The sequence below is a fragment of the Variovorax sp. FW305-3-2-15-B-LB1 genome (assembly GCF_058787635.1).
In genome coordinates, this window is record NZ_JBYSZY010000017.1 from 1 (window position 1) to 23,893 (window position 23,893).

The 23,893-nt window shown below is 70.4% G+C and carries 21 protein-coding genes and 1 pseudogene; 15 read left to right on the forward strand and 7 right to left on the reverse strand.

Annotation, left to right across the window (positions count from 1 at the left end; genetic code table 11):
• The 6 genes and pseudogenes from AC3WQR_RS13045 to AC3WQR_RS13070 form a co-directional block, all read left to right on the forward strand.
• Positions 1 to 234 (forward strand): annotated as a pseudogene (locus tag AC3WQR_RS13045) (branched chain amino acid aminotransferase); the annotation flags it as partial.
• A gap of 238 nt (positions 235 to 472) precedes the next feature.
• Complete coding sequence (locus tag AC3WQR_RS13050; RefSeq protein ID WP_492742309.1) at positions 473 to 1,069, forward strand: YitT family protein; 597 nt, start codon at positions 473 to 475, stop codon at positions 1,067 to 1,069.
• A gap of 295 nt (positions 1,070 to 1,364) precedes the next feature.
• On the forward strand, positions 1,365 to 2,048 hold the full coding sequence (locus AC3WQR_RS13055; protein WP_159274070.1) for a response regulator transcription factor: 684 nt from the start codon (positions 1,365 to 1,367) through the stop codon (positions 2,046 to 2,048).
• Entirely contained in the window at positions 2,045 to 3,418 is a 1,374-nt protein-coding gene (locus tag AC3WQR_RS13060; protein WP_492742310.1) for a sensor histidine kinase, read from the forward strand. Before AC3WQR_RS13055 ends, AC3WQR_RS13060 begins: the two co-directional genes overlap by 4 nt.
• Positions 3,419 to 3,556: 138 nt before the next feature.
• Entirely contained in the window at positions 3,557 to 4,045 is a 489-nt protein-coding gene (locus AC3WQR_RS13065; RefSeq protein ID WP_492742311.1) for a tripartite tricarboxylate transporter TctB family protein, read from the forward strand.
• 33 nt (positions 4,046 to 4,078) lie between these two features.
• Positions 4,079 to 5,590: a tripartite tricarboxylate transporter permease gene (locus tag AC3WQR_RS13070; protein WP_492742312.1), complete on the forward strand. Its 1,512-nt coding sequence runs from the start codon at positions 4,079 to 4,081 to the stop codon at positions 5,588 to 5,590.
• Positions 5,591 to 5,619: 29 nt separating this feature from the next.
• On the opposite strand, the gene AC3WQR_RS13075 is transcribed toward AC3WQR_RS13070, so the two are convergent.
• Positions 5,620 to 6,132, reverse strand: coding sequence for a bacteriohemerythrin (locus tag AC3WQR_RS13075; protein ID WP_070060061.1), 513 nt, complete (start codon positions 6,130 to 6,132; stop codon positions 5,620 to 5,622).
• Positions 6,133 to 6,250: 118 nt separating this feature from the next.
• Between AC3WQR_RS13075 and AC3WQR_RS13080 the strand changes: the two genes are divergently transcribed.
• Complete coding sequence (locus AC3WQR_RS13080; RefSeq protein WP_492742313.1) at positions 6,251 to 6,682, forward strand: YbaN family protein; 432 nt, start codon at positions 6,251 to 6,253, stop codon at positions 6,680 to 6,682.
• On the opposite strand, the gene AC3WQR_RS13085 is transcribed toward AC3WQR_RS13080, so the two are convergent.
• Both AC3WQR_RS13085 and AC3WQR_RS13090 read right to left on the reverse strand, forming a co-directional pair.
• Positions 6,683 to 7,090: an outer membrane protein assembly factor BamE gene (locus AC3WQR_RS13085; protein WP_062481176.1), complete on the reverse strand. Its 408-nt coding sequence runs from the start codon at positions 7,088 to 7,090 to the stop codon at positions 6,683 to 6,685.
• A gap of 53 nt (positions 7,091 to 7,143) precedes the next feature.
• Positions 7,144 to 8,613 (reverse strand): YadA family autotransporter adhesin, encoded by a 1,470-nt coding sequence (locus tag AC3WQR_RS13090; protein WP_492742314.1) that lies wholly within the window; start codon positions 8,611 to 8,613, stop codon positions 7,144 to 7,146.
• 166 nt (positions 8,614 to 8,779) lie between these two features.
• On the opposite strand from AC3WQR_RS13090, the gene AC3WQR_RS13095 reads away from it, so the two are divergent.
• Positions 8,780 to 9,172 (forward strand): carboxymuconolactone decarboxylase family protein, encoded by a 393-nt coding sequence (locus tag AC3WQR_RS13095; RefSeq protein ID WP_062481171.1) that lies wholly within the window; start codon positions 8,780 to 8,782, stop codon positions 9,170 to 9,172.
• Positions 9,173 to 9,178: 6 nt separating this feature from the next.
• Here the strand turns inward: AC3WQR_RS13095 and putA are convergent, their stop codons facing one another.
• Positions 9,179 to 12,919 (reverse strand): trifunctional transcriptional regulator/proline dehydrogenase/L-glutamate gamma-semialdehyde dehydrogenase, encoded by a 3,741-nt coding sequence (gene putA, locus AC3WQR_RS13100; RefSeq protein ID WP_492742315.1) that lies wholly within the window; start codon positions 12,917 to 12,919, stop codon positions 9,179 to 9,181.
• A gap of 159 nt (positions 12,920 to 13,078) precedes the next feature.
• Between putA and AC3WQR_RS13105 the strand changes: the two genes are divergently transcribed.
• Genes AC3WQR_RS13105 through AC3WQR_RS13115 form a run of 3 tightly spaced genes read left to right on the forward strand, consistent with a single transcriptional unit; the run spans position 13,079 to position 14,644 of the window.
• A complete protein-coding gene (locus AC3WQR_RS13105; protein ID WP_492742316.1) occupies positions 13,079 to 13,681 on the forward strand; it encodes a helix-turn-helix domain-containing protein in 603 nt (200 codons plus the stop codon).
• A gap of 2 nt (positions 13,682 to 13,683) precedes the next feature.
• Positions 13,684 to 14,214 carry a GNAT family N-acetyltransferase gene (locus tag AC3WQR_RS13110; protein ID WP_492742317.1) on the forward strand — a complete coding sequence of 177 codons (531 nt, stop codon included), beginning with the start codon at positions 13,684 to 13,686 and terminating at the stop codon, positions 14,212 to 14,214.
• A gap of 46 nt (positions 14,215 to 14,260) precedes the next feature.
• Positions 14,261 to 14,644, forward strand: a complete 384-nt coding sequence (locus AC3WQR_RS13115; protein ID WP_095743667.1) for a PaaI family thioesterase — start codon at positions 14,261 to 14,263, stop codon at positions 14,642 to 14,644.
• Positions 14,645 to 14,651: 7 nt separating this feature from the next.
• Here the strand turns inward: AC3WQR_RS13115 and AC3WQR_RS13120 are convergent, their stop codons facing one another.
• Positions 14,652 to 15,626, reverse strand: a complete 975-nt coding sequence (locus tag AC3WQR_RS13120; protein WP_492742318.1) for a DMT family transporter — start codon at positions 15,624 to 15,626, stop codon at positions 14,652 to 14,654.
• A 141-nt stretch (positions 15,627 to 15,767) separates the two neighbouring features.
• Here AC3WQR_RS13120 and AC3WQR_RS13125 point away from each other — a divergent pair, with 141 nt between their 5' ends.
• From AC3WQR_RS13125 to AC3WQR_RS13140, 4 genes are all read left to right on the forward strand, one after another.
• Positions 15,768 to 16,646: a LysR family transcriptional regulator gene (locus AC3WQR_RS13125; RefSeq protein WP_492742319.1), complete on the forward strand. Its 879-nt coding sequence runs from the start codon at positions 15,768 to 15,770 to the stop codon at positions 16,644 to 16,646.
• Positions 16,647 to 16,716: 70 nt separating this feature from the next.
• Entirely contained in the window at positions 16,717 to 21,504 is a 4,788-nt protein-coding gene (locus AC3WQR_RS13130; protein ID WP_492742320.1) for a CapA family protein, read from the forward strand.
• Positions 21,501 to 22,451 carry an alpha/beta hydrolase family protein gene (locus tag AC3WQR_RS13135; protein WP_492742321.1) on the forward strand — a complete coding sequence of 317 codons (951 nt, stop codon included), beginning with the start codon at positions 21,501 to 21,503 and terminating at the stop codon, positions 22,449 to 22,451. The genes AC3WQR_RS13130 and AC3WQR_RS13135 overlap by 4 nt, the downstream gene beginning before the upstream one ends.
• The gene (locus tag AC3WQR_RS13140) at positions 22,448 to 23,500 is read left to right on the forward strand and encodes an aldose epimerase family protein (RefSeq protein ID WP_492742322.1); all 1,053 of its coding nucleotides are present in this window, start codon (positions 22,448 to 22,450) and stop codon (positions 23,498 to 23,500) included. Before AC3WQR_RS13135 ends, AC3WQR_RS13140 begins: the two co-directional genes overlap by 4 nt.
• A gap of 7 nt (positions 23,501 to 23,507) precedes the next feature.
• Here the strand turns inward: AC3WQR_RS13140 and AC3WQR_RS13145 are convergent, their stop codons facing one another.
• Positions 23,508 to 23,753 (reverse strand): DUF2798 domain-containing protein, encoded by a 246-nt coding sequence (locus AC3WQR_RS13145; RefSeq protein ID WP_070060049.1) that lies wholly within the window; start codon positions 23,751 to 23,753, stop codon positions 23,508 to 23,510.
• Positions 23,750 to 23,884, reverse strand: a complete 135-nt coding sequence (locus tag AC3WQR_RS13150) for a hypothetical protein (RefSeq protein WP_492742323.1) — start codon at positions 23,882 to 23,884, stop codon at positions 23,750 to 23,752. The genes AC3WQR_RS13145 and AC3WQR_RS13150 overlap by 4 nt, the downstream gene beginning before the upstream one ends.
• Positions 23,885 to 23,893: the final 9 nt, after the last annotated feature.

The following is a 23,893-nucleotide window of genomic DNA, read 5'->3' on the forward strand; positions in this document are numbered from 1 at the left end:
ATCGAACTCGTGCAAAAGCGCATCACGCGCGACGAGGTGTACGTGGCCGACGAGGCCTTCTTCACCGGCACCGCCGCCGAAGTGACGCCCATCCGCGAACTCGACCGCATCGAGATCGGCAACCGTGGCGACGGCGGCGCGCGCGGCCCGGTCACCGAGAAGATCCAGTCGGCCTTCTTCGACATCGTGAACGGCAAGAATCCCAAGTACGCCCACTGGCTCACGAAGGTCTGATTCCCTGCCGTCGCCGATGGCATGAGCGCATGCGTGTCACATCCGCATGACACCGACATGCGTCGGCCTCGGCACCACCACCGCATCGCATCTTCGAACATGCCGGATCACGGCAAGGGAGCAGGACGTTGATCTTCGCCGCACGACCGGTCTCTTGGGGTGGACGCGACACTCATGCAGTCGGTGCCCTTTCCAGCGTCTTGCCGAGAGCGTTTGCAGCCGTATGGCGGTAGGGCGCATGGCGCAGCCGCACTCGACCTTCGAGGACCTGGTCGCCCTGGGGGTCGGTGCACTGCTCATATCGCTGGGGCTGTCCTTGCTGAGCAGTGCAAGCCTGCTCACCAGCGGCATTTCTGGGGTGGTCTTTCTCGCTCACTATGCCTTCGGCTGGGAGATAGGGAAGTCGTTCTTCTTGATGAACCTGCCCTTCTACTTGCTCGCGTTTGCCCGGCTGGGAAAAGTGTTCGCGATCAAGACCTTGGCAGCAGTTGGGCTCATCTCGGTGCTCACAGCCAATGCACGACAGATGTATGGCCTCCAGTCGGTGCATCCTGCCTTTGCCAGCCTGGCTGGCGGTGTGCTTGTCGGCATGGGACTGCTGGCGCTTTTCCGGCATGCGGCCAGTGTGGGTGGGTTCAGTGTGCTGGCCGTGTACCTGCAGAACCGGCGTGGCTGGCGGGCCGGCCATGTACTGATGGCCGTCGACTGTGCCGTCTTGCTGACAGCATTCATGGTGATCGACCCGGTCCACGTGCTGTGGTCGGTGGTGGGTGCGGTCGTTCTGAATCTGATGGTCATGCTCAATCACAAGCCCGGGCGCTACATGACCTTGTGAATGCGCTCCTGCTTTCAAGGGGAGAACGCCTGCCGCTTCAATCACTCCGGAAGACCTGGATTTCAAGATGCAATGCGTGGCCTCTCGCAGGCACGCTGTCTTGGGCATTCATGGCGGGAAAAAGCCTTCATGGACAAACGGTAATGAAGCGCAGGCCTTTCCCGTTTCCACCTGGGCTAGCATTTGCATTGCAGGCCCCCGCGTCCCAGGGGGCGCAACGTGAGCACAACCGCACAGCCATCCATGGGTATTTCTTGCCGTGGCCGCACCGACTGACGTGCTCGGCCCCACCGTCATCTGGAACTGCCTCATCGTCGAGGACGATGCCGACAACGCGCGCTACATCGCCGAAGGCTTCCGTTCGCTCGGCCATGTGGCGGTGATCAGCCGCGACGGCGCGGATGCGTTCGCGCGCGCGACGGGCGAGACGTGGGACCTGGTCATCCTCGACCGCATGCTGCCCAACGACGTGGATGGCCTGTCGATCCTCACCACGATGCGCGCCCTCGGCAAGAAGACGCCGGTGCTGGTGCTCAGCGCATTGAGCGCGCTCGACGAGCGCGTGCGCGGGCTCAAGGCCGGCGGCGACGACTACCTGGCCAAGCCCTTCGCCTTTTCCGAACTCGCGGCGCGCGCCGAGGCGCTGGTGCGGCGCTCGCGCAGCGGGCCCGAGATCCGCACGCTGCAGCTGGCCGACCTCACGCTCGACCTGGCGCGCCGCCACGTGGAGCGCGGCGGCCGGCCCATCGCGCTGCAGCCGCGCGAGTTCAGGCTGCTGGCCTATCTCATGATGCATCCGGGGCAGGTGGTCACGCGCACCATGCTGCTCGAAGCCGTGTGGGACTACCAGTTCGACCCGCAGACCAACGTGATCGACGTGCAGGTGAGCCGCCTGCGCGGCAAGCTCGATGCGGGCGGCGCGCCGACGCTGATCCACACCGTGCGCGGCGTGGGCTACACGCTGGCCGCGCCGCAATGACCCGGGCCCTGCGCCAGCTGTGGCGCTCGGTCGGCTTCCGGCTCGCCTTCTACTACGGGCTGCTCGTCGCGATCACCATGCTGGCCGCGCTGGCCATCGTCTACATGCAGACCGTGGGCGTGCTGCAGCAACGCATGGTGCGGCAGGTGGCCGCCAGCATGCAGCAGCTGGTGGTGCGCTACGAAGCGCGCGGCGCCGAGGGCGTGGCGGGCGAGATCGCCCATGCGCTTTCCGACGGCCGCAACTCCGACAACGAGATCTACCTGCTCACCGACCGCGAGGGCCGCAAGCGCGCGGGCAACCTCGACCAGATGCCCTCGCTGGCACCCGACGCGGGCGACGGCGTGCACCGCCGCGTGGTGCGCGCGGGCCAGACCGTCATCGCCTACCTCGTGATGCGCCCGCTGCCCGACGGCGGCATGCTCGTGGTGGGGCACGACCTGCGTGATCAGGAGTCGATCGAATCATTGGTGGCCAGCGCCAGCGCGGCGGCGGGCATCGTGGCGGTGTTGCTGCTCATCGGCGGCACCTTCGTCTTCCGCCAGGAGCTGGAGCGCAGCGTGGGCGCGGTGCGGCGCACGGCCGCGCGCATCGCGGCGGGCGAGCTGCAGGAGCGCGTGGTGCCTTCGGGCCAGGAGGACGAGTTCGCGCTGCTGGAAGGCGACATCAACGCGATGCTCGACCGCATCCAGTCGCTGATGGACGGCGTGCGCCATGTGTCCAACACCATCGCGCACGACCTGCGCACGCCGCTCACGCGCGTGTTGGTGCGCCTGCGTGCGGTGGAGGCAGGGCTCGGCGACGCCCACCATCCGCAGCGCGAGCCCGTGGCTACCGCCATCCGCGAGCTCGAGGAGCTGGCGGTGATGTTCGAGAAGCTGCTGCAGATCGCCGAGGTCGAGGCCGGCGCGCGGCGCCAGCAGTTCGCGCCGGTGGCGCTGCACGTCATCGCCGACGACGTGGCGGAGCTGTACGAGGCGGTGGCCGAGGTGCGGGGCATCGCGCTGCTGCGCGAGCCCGCCGACCGCGCCATCGCGCTGGGCGATCGCGACCTGCTCGCGGGCGCGGCGGCCAACCTGCTCGACAACGCGCTGAAGTACGGCGGGGCCGGCGCCACCGTGCGCATCGGCACGCACACGGTCGACGGGCGCGCGCAGCTGTTCGTGCAGGACGACGGCCCCGGCATTCCGAGCGCCGAGTACGAGCGCCTGGGCGTGCGCTTCCATCGGCTGGACCACAGCACGCCGGGCCACGGCCTGGGGCTCGCGAGCGTGCAGGCGGTGGTGGCGCTGCATGGCGGGCGCCTGCAGTTCGGCGATGCCTGTCCGGGCCTGCGCGCCTGCATCGACCTGCCGGCGGCGGACGGCTGAGCGACGCCTTCTTCGCCTCGTCGCGCCTCGAACATTGCCGAATGGCAATGCTTTGTTCATACACACCGCGGCGCTGAATTCCTAGGATCGCTGACGCACATCCTGTGCCGATCAACGCAGTTCCAGGAGACATCAACGGTGAGAATCAAGAGTCAGAGAGACTTCTGCTCGGGCGTGCTTTTCAGCGCCTTCGGCGTGGCCTTCGCATGGGGCGCCACGACCCACAACGTGGGCACCGGCGCCCGCATGGGCCCCGGCTACTTTCCGCTCATCGTGGGCATCCTCATCGCGTGCATGGGCGTGCTGATCACGTTCAAGGCCCTCACGGTCGAGACCGCCGACGGCGAACCCGTGGGCCGCATCGCATGGAAGCCGCTGCTGTTCATCATCGGCGCCAACCTGGTGTTCGGCGTGCTGCTCGGCGGCCTGCCGAGCATCGGCTTGCCGTCGATGGGGCTCATCGTCGCGATCTATGCGCTGACCTTCATCGCGAGCCTGGCGGGCGACAGCTTCGGCTGGAAGGGCGTGACCCTTCTGGCGACCGTGCTCGCGCTCGGCAGCTACCTGGCCTTCGTGGTGGCGCTGAAGCTGCAGTTCCAGGTGTGGCCCACCTTCATCGCCGGCTGACCCGCGCAGAACAACAAGAAATCCAAGAGAACAATGGACCTGATTACCAACCTCTCGATCGGCTTCGGCGTGGCCTTCACCGCGCAGAACCTTGTCTATGCCTTCGTCGGCTGCCTGCTGGGCACGCTGATCGGCGTGCTCCCGGGCATCGGCCCGGTCGCGACCATCGCGATGCTGCTGCCCGCCACCTACGCGCTGCCGCCCGTGTCGGCGCTGATCATGCTGGCCGGCATCTACTACGGCGCGCAATACGGCGGCTCGACCACCGCGATCCTGGTGAACCTGCCGGGCGAATCGTCGTCGGTGGTGACCGTGATCGACGGCTACCAGATGGCGCGCAAGGGGAGGGCCGGACCAGCGCTCGCTGCGGCGGGCCTGGGCTCGTTCTTCGCGGGTTGCGTGGGCACGCTCATCCTGGCCGCCTTCGCACCGCCGCTGACCGAGCTGGCCTTCAAGTTCGGCCCCGCCGAATACTTCTCGCTGATGATCCTGGGCCTGATCGGCGCCGTGGTGCTGGCCTCGGGTTCGCTGCTCAAGGCGATCACGATGATCCTGCTCGGACTGGCACTGGGCCTCGTGGGCACCGACGTGAACTCGGGCGTGGCGCGCTACAGCTTCGACATTCCCGAGCTCACCGACGGCATCGGCTTCATCGCGATCGCGATGGGCGTGTTCGGCTACGGCGAGATCATCGCCAACCTGGCCGTGCCCGAGCATGAGCGCGAGGTGTTCACCGCCAAGGTCAAGGGCCTGTGGCCCACCAAGGAAGACTTCCGGCGCATGACGCCCGCCGTGCTGCGCGGCACCGCGCTGGGCTCGGCCCTGGGCATCCTGCCGGGTGGCGGCGCGCTGCTGTCGGCCTTCGCGGCCTACACCATCGAGAAGCGCATCAAGCTCAAGCAGGGCGAGGTGCCTTTCGGCAAGGGCAACATCCGCGGCGTGGCGGGGCCGGAGTCGGCCAACAACGCCGGTGCGCAGACCTCGTTCATTCCGCTCTTGACGCTGGGCATTCCGCCCAATGCCGTGATGGCGCTGATGGTCGGCGCGATGACGATCCACAACATCCAGCCGGGTCCGCAGGTGATGACCAGCAACCCCGAACTCTTCTGGGGCCTCATCGCCTCGATGTGGATCGGCAACCTGATGCTCATCGTGCTGAACCTGCCGATGATCGGCATCTGGATCAAGCTGCTGACCATTCCCTACAAGTGGCTCTTTCCGTCGATCGTGCTGTTCTGCGCGGTGGGCGTGTACTCCGAGAACAACAACACCTTCGACGTGTGGATGGTCGCGATCTTCGGCATCGTGGGCTACCTGTTCCTCAAGCTCAAGTGCGAGCCCGCGCCGCTGCTGCTGGGCTTCATCCTCGGGCCGATGATGGAAGAGAACCTGCGCCGCGCGCTGCTGCTGTCGCGCGGCGACTGGAGCGTGTTCGTCATGCGCCCGCTGTCGGCGGGGCTGCTGGCCGCGGCGGTGCTGCTGCTCATCGTGGTGCTGCTGCCTTCGGTGAAGGCCAAGCGCGAAGAGGCCTTCGTGGAGGAGTGACGCTGCGGTGGCGCGGCGTCAGAGCCGCGTCACCCGCCGAACAGCCGCCGCATCCAGCCCATCTTGACCTGCCCCGCGGCGCCGCCTTGCTGCACCGCCTTGCGCACCTGCGCGTGCACCAGCACTTCCGCTGAAGAATCCGTCGTGTGCAGGTGCGCTTTCACGGTCGGCACGTACGCGCCGTCTTCATGGCGGATGTGATTGAACAGCCAGCGCGAGAGCATGTCGTGCAGCTCCGCCAGCACCTCTTCGCCGTGCTCGAAGCGCGCGCGGAATTCGGTGACGCGGCGCACGAAGATCTCGTGCACCTTCCGGTGCGGGCCGGTGAAGGGGTAGCCCGCGTCCTCGATCATGGCCTCCTCGAACGCGAAGTGCGAGGCGGTGTAGTCGATGGTCTCTTCGATGATCCGGCCCACGACCTGGCGGTCGTTCGTGCGGCGGGCATCGTCCAGCGCATTGATGTACTGCACGATGCGCTGGTGCTGCGTGTCGATCTCATGGATCCCCGTATTGAGCTCGGTCTTCCATACAAGGTGGGCCATGGTCTTCAGAACTTTGCAGGTGGATGTAAAAGTCCAGTATCGGCAGCCGAAAGCGGCGCGCGGTTGATCTGAATCAAGCGCGTCGGTGCGGTGAAAGAGAAAGAAAGACAATCGGCCCGTGACCCCCGCCGAAGACCCCCAGAACCCGCCCGCTGCCGTGGAGCCCCGGCCGTTGCCGCTGGTCGTGCGCTGGCTGCTGATGGTCTTTGCCGCGCTGTGCCTGGTGCTGGCCGCCATCGGCGTGGTCGCGCCGGGCATGCCGACCACGGTCTTCGTGCTGATGGCCGCCTGGGCCGCGGCGCGCAGCTCGCCGCGGCTGCACCGCTGGCTGCTGAACCACCGGCTCTTCGGTCCGCTGCTGCGCAACTGGGAGAACGGCCGCACCGTGAGCCGGCGCGCCAAGTGGAGCGCCACCGCGGCGATGGCGTTCTGCGCAGTCGTCATCGTGTTGACGGCGCGCAAGCCGTGGCTCGCGGGCGTCGCCATCGGCTCGATGGCGGTCGTGCTGGCGTGGCTGTGGCGGCGGCCGGAGCCGCCGCAGGGCGGCTGATCAGCCCTTGGCCAGCTCGGCGCAGATCGCCGGGTTCCAGTGGAAGCTGCGCGCCTTGTAGGCCGTGTCGAAGATCACCTTGTAGCGGCAGCTCGTCGCACCGCCGCCCGAGCGGAAGTGAAAGACGTAGTCCCACTCGCGCACGGCGGCCATGCCTTCGTCGAAGTGCGGGCGGCCGATGAGCGCGTAGAGCTGGTCCTTGGTCGCACCGGGGCCGATGGCGCGCAGGTTCTCGCGGTTCGGAAAGCTGCCTTCGGTCTGCCACGTTTGCTGTTGATCAGCGCCGGGCCAGACGAGTTCGGTGGCCTTGCCGTCGCTGTCGATGCCGCGGCTCACGTACGAGGTGCAGCCGGCGAGCGTGAGCAAGGCCAGCAGCGCGGCGGTGGGCAGAAAAAAGGTGCGTGTCATGAAGGAAGAATGCGTGGGGCCTGGAGCGATGGCGGTGCTGTGGTTCATGCGGCTCACCACTGGTAGCCCGCGCCGGCCGAGACGCCGACGTTGCCGCGCGAGTTGGCCGAGCCGGTGAACTTCATCACCCACTTGCCGTTGTCCGAGATGCTCGAGAAGCCGACCGCGAGCGCGCTCTGGCCCTCGTAGCCGGCGATGCCGGCCGCGATCATGTTCTTGCCCGGCATGTAGGCCTGCGGCATGCCGGCCATGGCCATCGCACCGGCGGTGCCGGCGTTGGCGTCGCGCTGGTTCACGCGGATGGCGTCGCGCCACTGCGCGCTCTGTGCGTTCAGCTGGTTGACGTTCACGGCGTCGGTGCCGGCCACGCCGGGCGCCACGTTGGACACGGTGGTGCCGTTGGGCGCCTGTCCGTTGCCCAGCACGATCTGGTTGTGGTTCACGCTGCCGTCCACGTTGGTCACGTAGTTGACCGCGCCGGCCTGCACCGCCTGCAGCTGGCGCACGTTGACCGCGTCGGTGGCCTGCGTGCCGCCCGCCACGTTTGTGATCTGCCGTTCGCCACCCGCGCTGCCGACCGAGACCGCGCCCTGCGTGGAGCCCACGGCGATGTTCGAGAAGCGCTCCTGCTGGCCGTTCATGCCCGCGCGGTCGGCGACGGCGCCGGCGCCGAGTGCCACGCCGTTGACGGCGCTCGCCGTCGCGCCCGTGCCGATGGCCACGGCGGAGGCGGCCGAGGCCGTGCTCTGGCGGCCCACGGCCACGGCCGATTCGGCGCCCGCGGTGGCGCGGTCGCCCACGGCCACGGCGCTGTCGGCCAGCGCCTGCGTGTTCGCGCCCAGCGCGGCGGCGTTGATGCCGTCGGCGATCGCCTTGTCGCCGGCCGCGAGGCTGCTCTTCTTGCGCGCCTGCGTGTTGGCGCCGAGCGCGGTCGAATTGATGTCGCTCGCGGTGGCGCGGTCGCCCACTGCGACGCTGCTGGTGGCCACGGCCGTGCTATTGGCGCCGATGGCGGTGGCGTTGGTGCCGAAGGCCTGGGCCACGTTGCCCACGGCCGTGCTGCTGACGCCCGCGGCCACGGTGGTGGAGCCGATGGCGGTGGCGTAGGTTTCGGTGGCGCGTGCGTCGGAGCCCGCTGCCACGCTGCCGAAGCCGGTGGCCTTGGCGGCCGTGCCGCCGAGCAGCAGCGCCTCGCCGCCGAGGTTGCCGCTCACCATGCCTTGCAAGGCCGCGGCATCGGGGCCGCCGTTCACGGGGTCGGTCGGCACACCGGTGATGAGCGCGAAGCCGCCGCTGCCGTTGGGCACCTGGCAGGCCCATGTGGGACCGGCGCCGCCCGAGCTGCAGACCGCGCCCGAGCCAGTGGTGTAGCTGGTGCCGCCCAGGCTCACATCGGCCCAGGCCGACGGGCCTGCGAGGCCGGCGGCCAGTGCGAGCACGGCGCCCGCGATGCCTCGGGTTTTCTTCTTGCAGACGAATGCGGCGCGCGCACCGCCCCCCACGTGCTGTGTGACGTGTTCCATGGTTCTCTCTTCTCCCTGAGATGGCGCCTGATGGCGCGCTTGATGTGTGACGCTTCGACTGTATGAACCGCAGGGCGCGTGAACCTAGGACCTAATTCACAATAAATGTGAAGGTACCGAAAGCAAATGTTGCTTTCCATCCCGCATTCACACTTCAGGAGATCGCATGAAACCCCAGCCCATCGAGCACGCCGCCGCTTCCGACGAGGTCCGCGCGGTGTTCGACGACATCAAGGCCTCGCGCAACGTGCCCGACGTCAACAATTTCTGGAAGTACCTGGCCAACGATCCGGCCACGCTGAAGCGCACCTGGGCCAGCCTCAAGGAGGTGATGGCGCCGGGCGCGCTCGACCCGGTGGTCAAGGAAATGATCTATCTGGCAGTGAGCGTCACCAACAACTGCGGCTACTGCATCGCGAGCCACCACGCGGGCGCGGAAAAGGCCGGCATGACGCCGGCCATGTTCGCCGAGCTGATGGCCGTGGTCGGCATGGCGAACGAGACGAACCGGCTGGTGAACGGCTACCGCGTGCCCATCGACCCGGCGTTCGACAAATAAGCCCGTTCACCCGATCGTCATCAGGCTCGCATTGCCGCCGGCCGCGGCGGTGTTGACGCTGAGCGCGCGCTCCAGCACCAGGCTTTCGAGCGGAATGCCGGTGTCGCCGGGCGCGAAGCCGCGCACGCCGACGATGGGGCCGGGCCGCGCCGCCACTTGCTGCAGCACGCTGGCAAGGGGGCCGGCGTCGCCGTGGTGCAGCACGGCATCGAACACCACGGTGGGCGCGCGCCAGTCGTTGGCGAGCACGACCGCGTGGCGTGCCTCGTCGGGCAATGCGGCCAGCAGCGCGAGTGCGCCGGGCGCATCGGCGGGCCAGATGGCGGTGCTGCCAACCGAGAGCACGGCCGCCAGCTGCACGAGCCGGTCGGCTTCCGCATCGGCGAGGCACAGCACGGCCTCGCGCGGCTGCAGCGTGTAGACGTTGCGCTCGCCGGTCGGGCCGGCCAGCGTGCGTGCGCGGCCCACGTGCGCCAGGCCGGCGAAGCGGCGGCACTGCGCGGCCAGCGCGTCGCGGCCTGTGTCGCGCGCCCAGCCTTCGAGCGCCGCGAGGCCGGCCGACGGTGAGACGGGTGCGTCGTCGGCCACGGCGCGCGCGAGCACGTCGTCGGGCCGCGCCGACAGCAGGCGCGCCATGTACAGCGGCCCGCCGGCCTTCGGCCCGGTGCCCGACAGCCCTTCGCCGCCGAAGGGCTGCACGCCCACCACGGCGCCGACCATGTTGCGGTTCACGTAGACGTTGCCCGCCTGCGCCTGCGCCACCACCTGCGCAATGGTCTCGTCGATGCGCGTGTGCACGCCCAGCGTGAGGCCGTAGCCGCTGCCGTTGATCTGGCCGATAAGCGCGCCCAGGTCGCGGCGGCGGTAGCGCAGCAGGTGCAGCACGGGGCCGAACACCTCGCGCTGCAGCTCGCCCAGGTGCTCCAGCTCGACCAGCGTGGGCAGCACGAAGGTGCCGTGGCGCGTGTCGTGGCCGAACTCGCGGCCCTGGCGAAACACGCGCCGGCCGCGCCCGCGCATGCCGGCGATGTGGCGCTCGATGCCGTCGCGCGCCTCGTCGTCGATGACGGGGCCCACGTCCACCGCGAGCCGCGCGGGGTTGCCGATGCAGCTCTCGGCCATCGCGCCCTGCAGCATCGCCACGAGACGGTCGGCCGCCTCTTCCTGCACGCACAGCACGCGCAGCGCCGAGCAGCGCTGGCCGGCGCTGTCGAAGGCCGAGGCCATCACGTCGGCCACCACCTGCTCCACCAGCGCGGACGAGTCGACGATCATCGCGTTCTGCCCGCCGGTCTCTGCGATCAGCGGCACCGGCGCGCCGTGCGCACCGAGGCGCGTAGCCAGTGTCTTCTGCAGCAGGCGCGCGACCTCGGTCGAGCCCGTGAACATCACGCCCTGCACGCGCGCGTCGCCCACCAGCGCGGCGCCGACGGTCTCGCCGCGCCCCGGCAGCAGCTGCACCGCCGCGCGCGGCACGCCGGCCTCCCACAGCACGCGCACCGCTTCGGCGGCGACCAGCGGCGTCTGCTCGGCCGGCTTGGCCAGCACCGGGTTGCCGGCCGCGAGCGCGGCGGCCACCTGGCCGGTGAAGATCGCGAGCGGAAAGTTCCATGGGCTGATGCACACCACCGGCCCGAGCGGGCGGTGCGTGGCGTTGGCGAAGTCGGTGCGCGCCTGCGCCGCGTAGTAGCGCAGGAAGTCGACCGCCTCGCGCACCTCGGCGATGGCGTTGGCGCCGCTCTTGCCGGCCTCGCGCATCAAGAGGCCGAGCAGGCGCGGCAGCTGCGCTTCGAGCAGGGCGGCGGCGCGCTCGAGCGCGGCGGCGCGTTCGGCGGGCGGCGTGGCGGCCCATGCGCCGGCAACGGCTTCGGCCTGCGCAATGGCCGAGGCCACGTCGCCCGGCACCGCATCCTGCACCTGGCCGACGAGGTCGCGGCGGTCGGCGGGGTTGCGCACCTCGGCCCAGGTGCGACTGGCTTCGTCTTCGGCGCGCGGCGCGGCGAGCATCGGCGTGGCGCGCCACGGCTCGCTCGCGCTGGCTTGCAGCGTGGCGGCGAGCGCATGCAACGTGGTTTCGCTCGCGAGGTCCAGGCCCTGCGAGTTGGCGCGCTGCGCACCGTAGAGCGCGGCCGGCAGCGGAATGGCCGCGTGCGGCAGGCCCATCGCGCCTTCCTCTGCAGCCATGCGCTCCACGGTCGCGACCGGGTCTTCCACCAGCGTGTCGAGCGGAATCGACGCATCGGCGATGCGGTTCACGAACGAGGTGTTGGCGCCGTTCTCCAGCAGCCGCCGCACCAGGTAGGCCAGCAGCGTCTCGTGCGTGCCCACCGGCGCGTAGATGCGGCATGGCCGCCCGAGCGGGCCCACCACCTGCTCGTACAGCGGCTCGCCCATGCCGTGCAGGCACTGGAACTCGTACTGGCCCGGCGTGTAGCGCGACGGGTCGGCCATGGTGTAGATCGCGGCCAGCGTGTGGGCGTTGTGCGTGGCGAACTGCGGGTACACCGCGTCGGGCGCATCGAGCAGGCGGCGCGCGCACGCGAGGTACGACACGTCGGTGTAGGCCTTGCGCGTGTAGACCGGGTAGCCCGCCAGCCCGTCGAGCTGCGCGCGCTTGATCTCGCTGTCCCAGTAGGCGCCCTTCACCAGGCGCACCATGAGCCGGTGGCCGCTGCGGCGCGCGAGGTCGATCACCCAGTCGATCACGAAGGGGCAGCGCTTCTGGTAGCCCTGCACCACGAAACCGATGCCCTGCCAGCCCGCCAGCGCGGGCTCGAAGCACAGGCGCTCCAGCAGGTCGAGCGAGAGCTCGAGCCGGTCGGCTTCTTCGGCGTCGATGTTCAGGCCGATGTCGTAGTGCAGCGCCAGCAGCGCCAGGTCGCGCAGCACCGGGTACAGCTCGGCCATCACGCGCGTGTACTGCGCGCGGCTGTAGCGCGGGTGCAGCGCCGACAGCTTGATCGAGATGCCCGGCCCGCCGTACACGCCACGCCCGTTCGAGGCGCGGCCGATGGCGTGGATGGCGTCTTCGTACGCGGCGCGGTAGCGGCGCGCGTCGTCGGCCGTGAGCGCGGCCTCGCCGAGCATGTCGTACGAATAGCGAAAGCCCTGCGCCTCCAGCGTGCGCGCATGCGCCAGCGCCTGGGCGATGGTTTCGCCGGTGACGAACTGCTCGCCCATCATGCGCATCGCCATGTCCACGCCCTTGCGGATCAGCGGCTCGCCGCCCTTGCCGATCAGCCGCGTGAGCGTGGCCGACAGGCCCGTCTCGCTGTGCGTGGCCACCAGCTTGCCCGTGAGCAGCAGGCCCCAGGTGGCGGCGTTGACGAACACCGACGGGCTGTGCCCCGCGTGCGCCTGCCACTGGCCCTGCGCGATCTTGTCGCGGATGAGTGCGTCGCGCGTGTCGGCGTCGGGAATGCGCAGCAGCGCCTCGGCCAGGCACATCAGCGCCACGCCTTCCTGCGACGACAGCGCGTACTCCTGCAGCAGGCCCTGCACCAGGCCCGAGCGGCCGCCGCCGTTTTTGCGCTGGCGCAGCTGGTGGGCGATGCGATGGGCCAGGGCGTGGGCTTCGGCCGCCTGGCCGGCCGGCAGCCGGGCCTGCCCGAGCAGCGGTGCCAGTGCCTCCGATTCGGGCGGCCGGCAGGCGGCCGTGATGCGGGCGCGCAGCGCGGACGGCGCGCCCGGGCCGTCGGCGAAGGTGACGAAGGTCGAGGGCAGGGGGGCGGGATCGTTGGCGCTCATGGTGCGTCGGTGGTGGTGATGTGTTGGATGATTTCAGCGATCGGCATGAATATTTCTCCAAAGAACAGTCACTTCGACGAGCAAGTCTCTGCGGACTGGACGGCCGGCTTTCAGCCCGGGGTTGACTGAATTTCTATTTAATTGGATATTTCATCCAATATGAAAGAAGAATCAGCGTCATCCCCCAGCCTCAACGACCGCATCGCCCAGCGTGTGCGCGCCCTGCGCGCCGCGCGCGATCTCTCGCTCGACGCCCTGGCCACGCACTGCGGCGTCAGCCGCTCCATGATCTCTCTGATCGAGCGCGGCGAGAGCAGTCCGACGGCCGTGCTGCTCGAAAAACTCGCGACCGGCCTGGGCGTGCCGCTGGCCTCGCTGTTCGAGTCCGACGCGCCGGCCGCCAGCCCGGTGTCGCGCCGCGCCGACCAGCTCGAATGGCGCGATCCGCATTCGGGCTACCTGCGCCGCAACGTCTCGGCCGGCGGCGACGCCTCGCCGATCCAGATCGTCGAGGTGCTGTTTCCGCCCGGCGCGCGCGTGGCCTACGAAACCGGCGCGCGCGAGCCGCGCATCCACCAGCAGGTGTGGGTGCTCGAAGGCTGCATCGAACTCGCGGTCGGCGACCAGCAACACCGGCTCGAAGCGGGCGACTGCCTCGCGCTCGTGCTCGACCAGCCGACGAGCTACTTCAACCCCACCCGCGAGACGGCGCGCTACGCGGTCGTCATCACCAGCGCGCCTTCTCACGCCAACCGGAAATGACCATGACTGCTGCCACCACTCCGCGCCTGCGCGCCCTTTCTTCCGTCACTGAGGCCGAGCTGAACGCGCTGGCCGACGTGCTCATCGACTGCGTCGACGGCGGCGCCTCGGTGAGCTTCATGCAGCCGCTCACGCCCGAACGCGCACGGGCCTTCTGGCGCCACGTGGCCGACGGCGTGGCGCGCGGCGAGCGCGAGTTGCTCGTGGCCGAGGACGACGCAGGCATCGTCGGCACCGTGCAGCTGGTGCTGGCGCAGCCCGAGAACCAGCCGCACCGCGGCGAGGTCGCGAAGATGCTGGTGCACCGCCGCGCACGCCGCCACGGCCTCGGCGCGCTGCTGATGAAGGGCGCCGAACAGCGCGCGCGCGACCACGGCAAGACCCTGCTGGTGCTCGACACCTCCAGCCCCGAGGCCGAGCGGCTGTACACCCGCTGCGGCTGGCTGCGCGTGGGCACCATCCCCGGCTACGCGCTGCTGCCCGACGGCACGCCGTGCGGCACCACCTACTTCTATCGCGCGCTCGGCGACTGACGGCCGTGCGGTCTACAGTCGGCCGGTCCGTTCATTTCCCGTCGCCATGAAACACCCCTTCGCCGAACTGATCGACCTGCACTGCGAGCAAGCCACCGCCGGCGCCAGCACCATGACGCTGGTCGTCGCGCCGCAGCACCTGAACCCGCACGAGGTGGTGCACGGCGCCGTGCTGTATGCGCTGGCCGACACGGGCATGGGCACGGCGCTGTACCCCACGCTCGAGGCGGGCGAGATCTGCGCCACCATCGAGATCAAGATGAACTACTTCAAGCCCGTGTTCGAGGGCCAGGTCGTCTGCAGGACCACGCTGCTCAACCGCGGGCGCACCGTCGCCAACCTGGAGTCGCGGCTGTACGTGGGCGAGGTGCTCGTGGGCATGGCGAACGGCAACTACGCGATCTTCCGGCGCAGCCGCGCCGAGGGCTGACCGTTGTTCATGGCGTGACGCCGCAGGTGCGCTGACCTGGCGCCGGCACGCGGACCGGGGCCACCGGCGTCGCCGCCCGCTTCGTTGCCGCCACATGCAGCAGCAGCGCCACCACCACCATCGCCACGCCAACGATCTCGTGCGTCGCGGGCGGCTTGCCCAGCGCCACGCCCATCAGCAACGCTGACACCGGCACGAAGTTCAGGAAGGCCGTGCCCGTGACCGCGCCGAGCGCGCGCACGCCGTGGTTGAAGGCCAGCACCGCGAGCGCCGACGGCACCAGCCCCACGTACAGCAGCACCTGCCACGACAGGCGCAGCCCCTGCGCGTCGGGCGCGGGCGAGGCGCCCAGCACGGTCATGCCCACCGCCACGGCCAGCAGCAGCGGCCACGAAGCCAGCACCGTGAGCGCGGTGTAGTCCACCGTGTCCAGCGTCGGGAAGCGCGCCGCGCCGCGCGTGTAGACGACCCAGCCCAGCGTGCCGACGAAGGCGATGGCGTCGCCGAACAGCGTGTCGTGCGACAGGCCTGCGCCACCGGGCGACAGCAGCCCGGCCACCGTCGCCACGCCGGCCAGCGCCAGTGCGGCGGTCAGCAAGGTCGTGCGCGTCGGGCGCACGCCGTCGAGCCACCAGCGCAGCAGCTGCGTGGTGATCGGCGTGGTGGCGATCAGCACCGCGCCGTGCGAGGGCACCGAGTGCGAGAGCCCGACGAACAGCAGGATGCTGAACACGCCGAAGCCCGCAAAGCCGTGCAGCGCCAGCGGCACCGCATGCTGTCGCAGCTTGTGCCAGCCGCCGCTGCCGCGCAGGCCCAGCAGCGCGGCGAACACCAGCGCCGACAGGGTGTAGCGGATGAGCGTGAGCCACACCGGCGCCACGTGCTGCAGCACGCCCTTGCCGACGAGGAACAGGCTGCCCCAGCTGGCGGTGGCGAAGAGCAGGGCCGCGATGCCCGGCAGGCGTGAGGAAGGGGAGGACACGGGAAAACCTTTCAAGGAAACGCTGAGTGCGTGACCTGGAGGATGGGGATGCGCCGCCGCGAAGGCCATTCGTTTCTTTGGACAGGGGCTTCCGAAAAAGCGAACGGACGACTGCGTCGCACGCGCTCACAATCCGCGGTCATGGAGCTGTACCAACTGAAGACCTTCGTTGCCATCGCGAAGGAGGGCAACCTGACCCGCGCCGCCGAACGCGTGTTCACCAGCGCCCCGGCCGCCAGCGCGCAGCTCAAGGCGCTCGAAGACGAACTCGGCGTGCGCCTGTTCGAGCGCACGCCGCGCGGCATGTCGCCCACTGCGGCCGGCCGGCGCCTGCTCGAGGAGGCCGAGCGCACGCTGGCCTCCGCGATGCGCATGCAGTCGGCCGCCGACCAGCTGCGCGGCGCGGCGCAGGGCGTGGTGCGCTTCGGCACGGTGGTCGATCCGGTGGCGCTGCGCCTGGGCAGCGTGCTGGTCACGCTGGCGCAGCAGCATCCGCAGGTCACGCTGCAGCTCAAGCAGGGGCTGTCGTACGAAACCCTGGCGGCCGTGCAGCGCGGCGAACTCGACTGCGCCTATGTGCTCAGCGATGCCGAGCGGCTCGAAGGCTTCGAGCTGCGGCGCCTGGGCGTGGTCGACCTGGCCGTGGGCCTGCCGCCGGCGGTGGCGCAGGCGCACCCCGAGCTCACGCTCGCGCAGCTCACCGACCTGACCTGGGTCGGCACGCCGCCCTCGTGCATCCTGCGTGCGCACCTCGAGAAGCTGTTCGCCTCGGCCGGGCGCGACTACCGCCAGGGCGTCACCGCCGACGGCGAGAGCGCCATCCGCAGCATGGTCGCCAGCGGCATGGGCGCGGGCCTGATGCGGCTGGACCAGGCCGAGCAGGGCGAGCGCCAGGGCGAACTGAAGATCTGGAACGGTTGGCGCTCACACACCTGGCTGTGCTGGATCGCGCCGGCCGGCGGCCAGCGCTCCGCGGCGGTCGAGGCCGTGCGCGGCGCGGTGTTCGACGCCTGGGCCTGATCCGGGTCTGACGCCGCCCCGGATTTCCGCAGTGGCAGGCCGCGCCGTGGCCTGTCATCATTCGCGGCGCATGACTCACCAAGCTCCCGTTCTCCTCGCCGATCTGTTGAACCGCGCCAGGCAGGCCCTGGCCACCCCGGACGGGGCGCTGCCCCCGGCCCCGCCCGCCACCGATGAGGCCGGCTGCGTGGTGTTCCTCGCGATGGGCGAGGGCGAAAGCCGCGCCCGCGTCGTCATGGGTCGCGGCCCCGACACCGAGGCCGCCTGGCAGGCCGCCGCCGAGGCGCTGGCCGTGAAGGCGAAGCGTGCCGAGCGACCGGCGCAGCGGCTGCGCGCGGAGATCGTCGAGCACGCCACGCCCATGACCTGGGGCGAACTGAAGGCGCGGCTGGCGCAGACCAAGCGCAACTACTTCAACGAAGGCATCGCGCTCGACGCGCGCTTCGAGACCGCGCTGCTCGCGCAGGAGATGCACGGCAGCGCCGTGCTCTACAACGGCACGGTCGACCACGCGGAGCCCAACAACGGCAACCTGCGCACGCACACGAAACGCCGCTTCGGCGACGAGCACGACTTTCCCACCGACGACGCCGCGCCCGTGTGGTGCTTCACCACGCGCGCCGTGTACGTCGACGCCGACGGCGCCTGGCCGCTCACGGCCGAAGGACAAGCCGCGGGCTTTCGCACGCTCACCGACTGGAACGCGGCGCAGGTGCGCACGCTGGTCGACTCGGCGAGCGATTACCTGGCCGAACAGGTCAAGCCCACGGGCGAGTTCCACTACGGCTGGTTTCCCTGCTTCGACCGCGCGATTCCCACCTACAACACGCTGCGCCACGCCAGCTCCACCTACGCCATGCTCGAAGGCTGGGAGCTCACGCGCAGCGACGTGCAGAAGGCCGCCATCGACCGCGCGCTGGCCTTCCTGAGCCAGCGGCTGATCCGCCGCGCCACGCTGGCCGACGGCACGCAGGCCGCGTTCCTGGTCGACATCGGCAACGAGATCAAGCTCGGCGGCAACGCCGTGTGCCTGCTGGCGCTGGTGAAGTACACCGAGCTCACCGGCGATGCGCAGTACCAGCCGCTGATGGAGCAGCTGGCGCTGGGCATCCGCTCCATGCAGGACCCCGAGACCGGCCGCTTCGTGCACGTGCTCAACCACCCGGGGCTCGACGTGAAGGAGCCCTACCGCATCATCTATTACGACGGCGAAGCGGCCTTCGGGCTGATGCGGCTGTACGGCCTCACGCGCGACGCGCGCTGGCTCGCGGTGGTCGAGAAGGCCTTCGAGCACTTCATCGCGGCGGGCCACTGGCGCGCGCACGACCACTGGCTGAGCTACTGCGTCAACGAACTCACGCGCTTCAAGCCCGAGACGCGCTACTACCAGTTCGGCCTGCAGAACATGGCGGGCCACCTGGACTTCGTGCTCGAGCGCATCACCACCTTCCCCACGCTGCTCGAGCTGATGATGGCCGCGCGCGAGATGGTGCTGCGGCTCGAAGCCGACCCTGCCCTGCGCCCGCTGCTCGCGGGGCTCGATCGCCACAAGTTCGACCGCGCGCTGGAGCACCGCGCGCGCTACCTCGCCAACGGCCACTTCTGGCCCGAGCTGGCGATGTTCTTCCGCCACCCCGACCGCATCGCGGGCTCGTTCTTCATCAAGCACCACAGCTTCCGCGTGCGCATCGACGACGTGGAGCACTACCTGTCGGGCTACGTGGCCTACCACCGCCTGCTCGAGGCGCGCGAGGCGCAGCAGCAGAGCGCGCAGCTCACGCAGGCCACGGCCGAGCCGGCCGCGCCGCGCGGCGCCGAGGGCATCGTGCTGTGGGGCGGCGACGTCAACCTGGGCCGGCGCCAGCACTACCGCATGCACGACCTCGGCGGCCCCGCCCGCATGCTCGGCGACATCGCCGCGCTGCGCGAGGCCGACCTGCGCATCGTGAACCTCGAATGCGTGGTCGCCACCACGGGCGAGCAGGGCGTCGAGAAGGACGAGGGCGGCCCTTATTACTACCGCGCGCGCCCCGAGATGCTGTCGGTGCTGACCGAGGCCGGCATCGACATGGTCGCCACGGCCAACAACCACAGCGGCGACTACGGCCCCGAGGCGCTGCTGGAGCAGCACGGGCTGCTCAACGCCGCCGCCATCGCGTTCGCCGGCACCGGGCCCGACCTCGATTCGGCGCTGCGCCCCGCCTTCCGGCAAGCCGGTGGGCTGCGCGTGGCGCTGTTCTCGCTCGACGCCACGCAGCCACGCTTTGCTGCCACCGCGAAGCTCCCCGGCGCCGCCTGGCTGTCGCTCGACGACCCGGCGGCCTGGCGCGCCACGCTCGCGCCACGCATCGCCGCCGCACGCCACGAGGCCGACGTGGTGCTGGTGGCCGTGCACTGGGGCGAGAACCTGGAGACCGCGCCCTCGCGCGCCGAGATCGCTGTCGGCCATGCCATCGTCGAAGCCGGCGCCGACGCGGTGCTCGGCACCTCGGCGCACGTGCTGCAGGGCATCGAGGTCCATCAGGGCCGGCCGATCCTGCACGACGCGGGCGACCTGCTGTTCGACGCCATCCGCAACGACCTCGCGGACTCCGGCGTGTTCTCGCTGCGCCTCGGGCCGCATGGCGTGGAAGAGGTGGTGTTCACGCCGGTGGGCGTGGGCTTCGGCTTCTCGCAGCAGCTCGCGGGCGAGGCGGCGCAGGCCGCGAGCGCGCGCTTTGCCGAGCTGTGCCGCGCGCTCGGCACCGAGATGACGGCGCAGCCCGACGGGCGTTGCGCGCTGCAGCTGTCGCCGCCCGAACGCACCGCGCCGGCCGGGCGCCCGCCGCTGGCGCCGCTGTCGGCCTCGCGCCCGCCCGCGCTGGTCGGCCCCGTGCTCGCGCCCCGGCCCGAGTGGTCGGTCGATGCCGTGCCCGAGGACGCCAGGATTCGCCCGCTGCAGTTCGGCCCGCTGCGCCTCGTGGGCATCCGCCTCGCGCCGACGCAGATCATCGGGCGGCGCCTGCTGTGGGTCGAGTCGTTCTGGACCGCCGATGCGCCCGTGAGCGCCGACCTGCGTGTGCAGTTCCGCGCGCTGCCGATGCGCAGCACCACCATGCCGGCCTGGGGCGAGGCCATGGACCACGACCCCTGCGACTGGATGTGGCCCACCAGCCGCTGGACGCCGGGTCGCATCTACCGCGACCGCTACGGCCTGCGCGCGCCGCGCCTGGGCCTGCTCGAGAACGACGTGCTGCAGATCGAGGCGCGCGTGCGCGGCAGCATGCCCGACCTGCCGGGCGCGCGCCGGCTGCCCGTGTGGTGCGGCCTGCGCGTGCCGAAGTTTCCGACGCCGCTGCCCGAGCGCCCCGCGCCCGTGCTCGCGGCGCTGCGCCCCGGTGCCCCGGCGCAGCCGTCGCCTGTGTGGACCGCCGACGATCTGCAGCGTGTCACCGGCGGGCAGTGGCTGGTGCCGCCGCCTTCGGGCTGGTTCGTCAACGCGGTGGTGCGCGGACCGACGCACATGGCGCGGCTGCCCAAGCCGGCGCTGTTCATCGCGTCCGACTACCGCACGCTCGCCAAGCACGAGAACTACAGCAAGCCGCGCGCCGACAACCCCGACCGCCACGAAGACGTGCCCGTGCTGCAGCACGCGCTCGCGGGCGCCGTGGTCGCGCACCCGGTGGACGGGCTCGACCCGTCGTTCCCGCTGCTGCAGGTGGAGGACCCGATCCGCGCCATGATCGACCTGGGCGTGGCCGCGCGTGCGCGCTTCAAGGGTCGCGTGGTGGGCGTGACCGGCACCGTCGGCAAGTCCTCCACCATCGCCATGCTGCGCGACCTGCTGCCCGAGGCGGCGCGCGTGCACACCACCATCGACAACTACAACTCGCGCGTCGGCGTGCCGGCGATGCTGGCCAACCTCGCGGCCGACGCCGACGTGTGCGTGCTCGAGATGGCGCAGAGCGCGCTGTGGATGGACCGCGGCCCGATCTCGCTCGTGGCGCGCCCGCACGTGGCCATCCTCACCGAGATCGGCCTGTCGCAGACCCGCCAGACCGCCACGCTCGAACAGACGGCCGAGTTCAAGTCGCGCATCTTCCTCGGGCTGGAGCCCGGCGGCGTGGCCATCGTGCCCGACCACATCCCCTGCCTGATGCAGGTGGTGCGGGCGGCCGCGCGCACGGCGGGCGCCATCTGGGTGGTGGGCAGCAGCCCCGACGCCAACATCCGCATCGTCGACACGCGGCCCGAGCCCGACGGCGGCTGCCGCGTGCGCATCGCGCTGCCGGGGCGCACGGTCGAGTACCTGTTCCCGATCGCGAGTGCGGGGCTGGTGCGCAATTCGGCGCTGGCCTTTGCGGCGCTGCTGGCGCTGGGCTTCGATGCCGAGGCCGCGTGCACGCGCATGCCTTTCGTGCGCCTGCCGGCCTCGGTGATGCAGCTGCGTCCGCTGCGCACGCAGGGCGGCGTGCAGGCCACGCTGATCGACGACAGTTGGAACGCCGAGGTCATGTCGATGCGCAACGCGATGGAGTTCGTGCGCACCTGCCAGCATGCGGCGCACGGGCCGGTGACGCGCAAGATCGGCGTGCTCGGGCGCATCATCAACCTCGACAAGGAAGCCGAAGCGATGCACCGCAGCCTGGCCGCGCCGCTGCTGGCCTCGGGCATCCAGCACCTCGTGACGCACGGCGCCGAGATGCGCTGGCTGCGCGAGGAGGTGCCGGCCGAGCTGCTCGGCCCGCACTTCGAAGACGCCGCGCAGCTCACCGGCTACCTCGGCGAATTCCTGCGCGACGGCGACCTGGTGCTGGTGAAGGGCGACCGCCAGCAGTCCGACTTCGGCCTCATTTCCGAACTGCTGCAGAAGCTATGACCCCGCGCGCGCGCCTGGCCTGTGTGCTCCTTGCCCTCGTGCAGACGGCCTGCGCGCAGCGTGCCGATGCGCCGAAGGCCGCAGCGCCGCGAGAGCCCGCAGCCTCCGCGTCGGCCGAGGGCGCACTGCTGCACTGGAACCAGTCCGCCGTGCGCGCCAACTGCCCCGACCGCCCGGGCTTTCTCTGGGTGCAGGCGGTCGAGGGGCCGTCGTGCATCCGCTACTTCGCGAGCCGCGACATCGACGACGCGCGCATCGCCATCGTGCAGTTCTCGGGCGACCGCGACAGCGTGATGAACTTGTCGCCCACGCGCATCCCCGGCAACACCGAACCGCTGCGCACGCTCGACGCGCAGGCCGCGAGCGACCGCGCGGGCATGCCGTGGATCTTCATGGCGCGCCCCGGCACCTACGGCTCCTCGGGCGACCACCGCCAGCGGCGCGAGGCGGTGGAGTTCCATGCGCTCGATGCGGCGCTCGAAGCGCTGATGCAGCGCCACCGGCTGCAGCGCGTGGTGCTCTTCGGCCACAGCGGCGGCGCCACGGCCGGCGCGGCGCTGCTCACGCTCGGGCGCACGCGCGTGGCCTGCGCGGTGCTCACCTCGGGCGCCTTCGACCTGCTGGAGCGGGCGCGGCTGCTCGGCCGCTCGAAGAACGGGCGCACCGACACCACGGGCAGCATGCAGGTCTACGACCCGCTGGACCATGTGGCAGGCATCCCGCGCGACCCGCAGCGGCGCATCGTGCTCATCGGCAATCCCGGCGACCGCAACACGCCGTTCGCGCTGCAGCAGCGCTTTGCCGATGCGGTGGGCAAGGCAGGCCACCGCGTCGAAGTGATGACGCACGACGCCGAGCCACCGACCTTCCACGACCTGAAAGACCGCATCGGCCTGCGCACCGCATCGCAGTGCGCGCGCGAGGCGCTGCAGTCGCAAGCCCGATGATCGAACCCCTCACTTCGCGCCCCTTCGGCGCCATGCCCGACGGCCGCCCCGTCACCGAATACACGCTCGACAACGGCCACGGCCTGCGCCTGAGCGCCATCAACCTCGGCGGCATCGTCACCGCGCTGCACGTGCCCGACCGGCAGGGGCGCAGCGCCAACGTGGTGCTGGGCTTGCCCTCGCTGGCCGACTACCTGAAGCCGCATCCGCACTTCGGCACCATCGTCGGCCGCTACGCGAACCGCATCGCGGCGGGCCGCTTCACGCTCGATGGCACGGCTCACCAGCTGGGCCTGAACGACGGCGTGAACACGCTGCATGGCGGCGCCACGGGCTTCGGCAAGCGCTACTGGGAGATCGTGCCGGTGCCTCACGAACTCGCCCTCGAACTGCGCTACACCAGCGCCGACGGCGAAGAGGGCTACCCCGGCGAGGTGCAGCTGACGGTGCGCTACACCTTGAGTGCCACGGCCAACACCTGGCGCATCGACTACCGCGCCACCACCGACCGGCCCACGGTGCTCAATCTGAGCCACCACGACTACTTCAACCTCGCGGGCAGCGGTTCGGTGATGGACCACGTGCTGACGCTGCCCGCGAGCCGCTACTGCCCGGTGGACGCCACGCTCATTCCGCTCGGGCTTGACGAGGTGGCCGGCACGCCTTTCGATTTCCGCACGTCGACGCGCATCGGCGAGCGCATCCACGACGGCCACGAGCAGCTGCTGCGCGCGCATGGCTACGACCACAACTGGGTGCTCGATCGCAGCGGCACGGGCCTGGCGTTTGCGGCGCGCCTCGCCCACGAAGCGTCGGGCCGCGTGATGGACGTGCACACCACCGAGCCCGGCGTGCAGTTCTATTCGGGCAACTTCCTCGACGGCAGCCTGCTCGGCAGCGCGGGCGCGAGCCTGCGCCAGGGCGACGGCCTGTGCCTGGAGACGCAGCACTTTCCCGACGCGCCGAACAGGCAGGAGTTCGCGTCGACCGTGCTGCGCCCCGGCGAGGTGTTCGCCAGCGCGACCGAGCACCGCTTCGGCATCGGCTGACCACGGATCAGCGCTGCGGGCTCTGCACCGTCGCCGCCACGATCCGGCGCACCACCGGCAGCACCACGAGCAGCGAGGGAAACGCGGCCAGCCACGACACGCCCCATGCGGCCATCCACATCTGGAAGAGGCCCGAGGCCAGCCCCACGCTCTTGAGCGTGGAGATGCCCGCCACGATGCACGACATGAAGATCGACAGCAGGAAGGGCATGGCGATGCCCGCATAACGGGCTGGCAGTTTTCGGGTGGTCATGATGGGGCAAGCTCCTGGATGTCGTTGTTGTTCAAGGTGCGCGGATGAGGTTGCAGCCCCTCTGCGCCATCTGCGCCATCTGCGCCGTCGGCGCCGACCACCCGCACGGTGGGTCTGTGTCGTTGTTTCATGGAATGATT

What these genes read in the sequence shown, in the direction of transcription:
- AC3WQR_RS13050 (WP_492742309.1), top strand. Translation starts at nt 473, where the DNA reads ATGGCGCAGCCGCACTCGACCTTCGAGGACCTGGTCGCCCTGGGGGTC.
- AC3WQR_RS13060 (WP_492742310.1), top strand. Translation starts at nt 2,045, where the DNA reads ATGACCCGGGCCCTGCGCCAGCTGTGGCGCTCGGTCGGCTTCCGGCTC.
- AC3WQR_RS13070 (WP_492742312.1), top strand. Translation starts at nt 4,079, where the DNA reads ATGGACCTGATTACCAACCTCTCGATCGGCTTCGGCGTGGCCTTCACC.
- AC3WQR_RS13075 (WP_070060061.1), bottom strand. Translation starts at nt 6,132, where the DNA reads ATGGCCCACCTTGTATGGAAGACCGAGCTCAATACGGGGATCCATGAG.
- AC3WQR_RS13085 (WP_062481176.1), bottom strand. Translation starts at nt 7,090, where the DNA reads ATGACACGCACCTTTTTTCTGCCCACCGCCGCGCTGCTGGCCTTGCTC.
- AC3WQR_RS13090 (WP_492742314.1), bottom strand. Translation starts at nt 8,613, where the DNA reads ATGGAACACGTCACACAGCACGTGGGGGGCGGTGCGCGCGCCGCATTC.
- AC3WQR_RS13095 (WP_062481171.1), top strand. Translation starts at nt 8,780, where the DNA reads ATGAAACCCCAGCCCATCGAGCACGCCGCCGCTTCCGACGAGGTCCGC.
- putA (WP_492742315.1), bottom strand. Translation starts at nt 12,919, where the DNA reads ATGAGCGCCAACGATCCCGCCCCCCTGCCCTCGACCTTCGTCACCTTC.
- AC3WQR_RS13105 (WP_492742316.1), top strand. Translation starts at nt 13,079, where the DNA reads ATGAAAGAAGAATCAGCGTCATCCCCCAGCCTCAACGACCGCATCGCC.
- AC3WQR_RS13110 (WP_492742317.1), top strand. Translation starts at nt 13,684, where the DNA reads ATGACTGCTGCCACCACTCCGCGCCTGCGCGCCCTTTCTTCCGTCACT.
- AC3WQR_RS13115 (WP_095743667.1), top strand. Translation starts at nt 14,261, where the DNA reads ATGAAACACCCCTTCGCCGAACTGATCGACCTGCACTGCGAGCAAGCC.
- AC3WQR_RS13125 (WP_492742319.1), top strand. Translation starts at nt 15,768, where the DNA reads ATGGAGCTGTACCAACTGAAGACCTTCGTTGCCATCGCGAAGGAGGGC.
- AC3WQR_RS13130 (WP_492742320.1), top strand. Translation starts at nt 16,717, where the DNA reads ATGACTCACCAAGCTCCCGTTCTCCTCGCCGATCTGTTGAACCGCGCC.
- AC3WQR_RS13135 (WP_492742321.1), top strand. Translation starts at nt 21,501, where the DNA reads ATGACCCCGCGCGCGCGCCTGGCCTGTGTGCTCCTTGCCCTCGTGCAG.
- AC3WQR_RS13140 (WP_492742322.1), top strand. Translation starts at nt 22,448, where the DNA reads ATGATCGAACCCCTCACTTCGCGCCCCTTCGGCGCCATGCCCGACGGC.
- AC3WQR_RS13145 (WP_070060049.1), bottom strand. Translation starts at nt 23,753, where the DNA reads ATGACCACCCGAAAACTGCCAGCCCGTTATGCGGGCATCGCCATGCCC.
- AC3WQR_RS13150 (WP_492742323.1), bottom strand. Translation starts at nt 23,884, where the DNA reads ATGAAACAACGACACAGACCCACCGTGCGGGTGGTCGGCGCCGACGGC.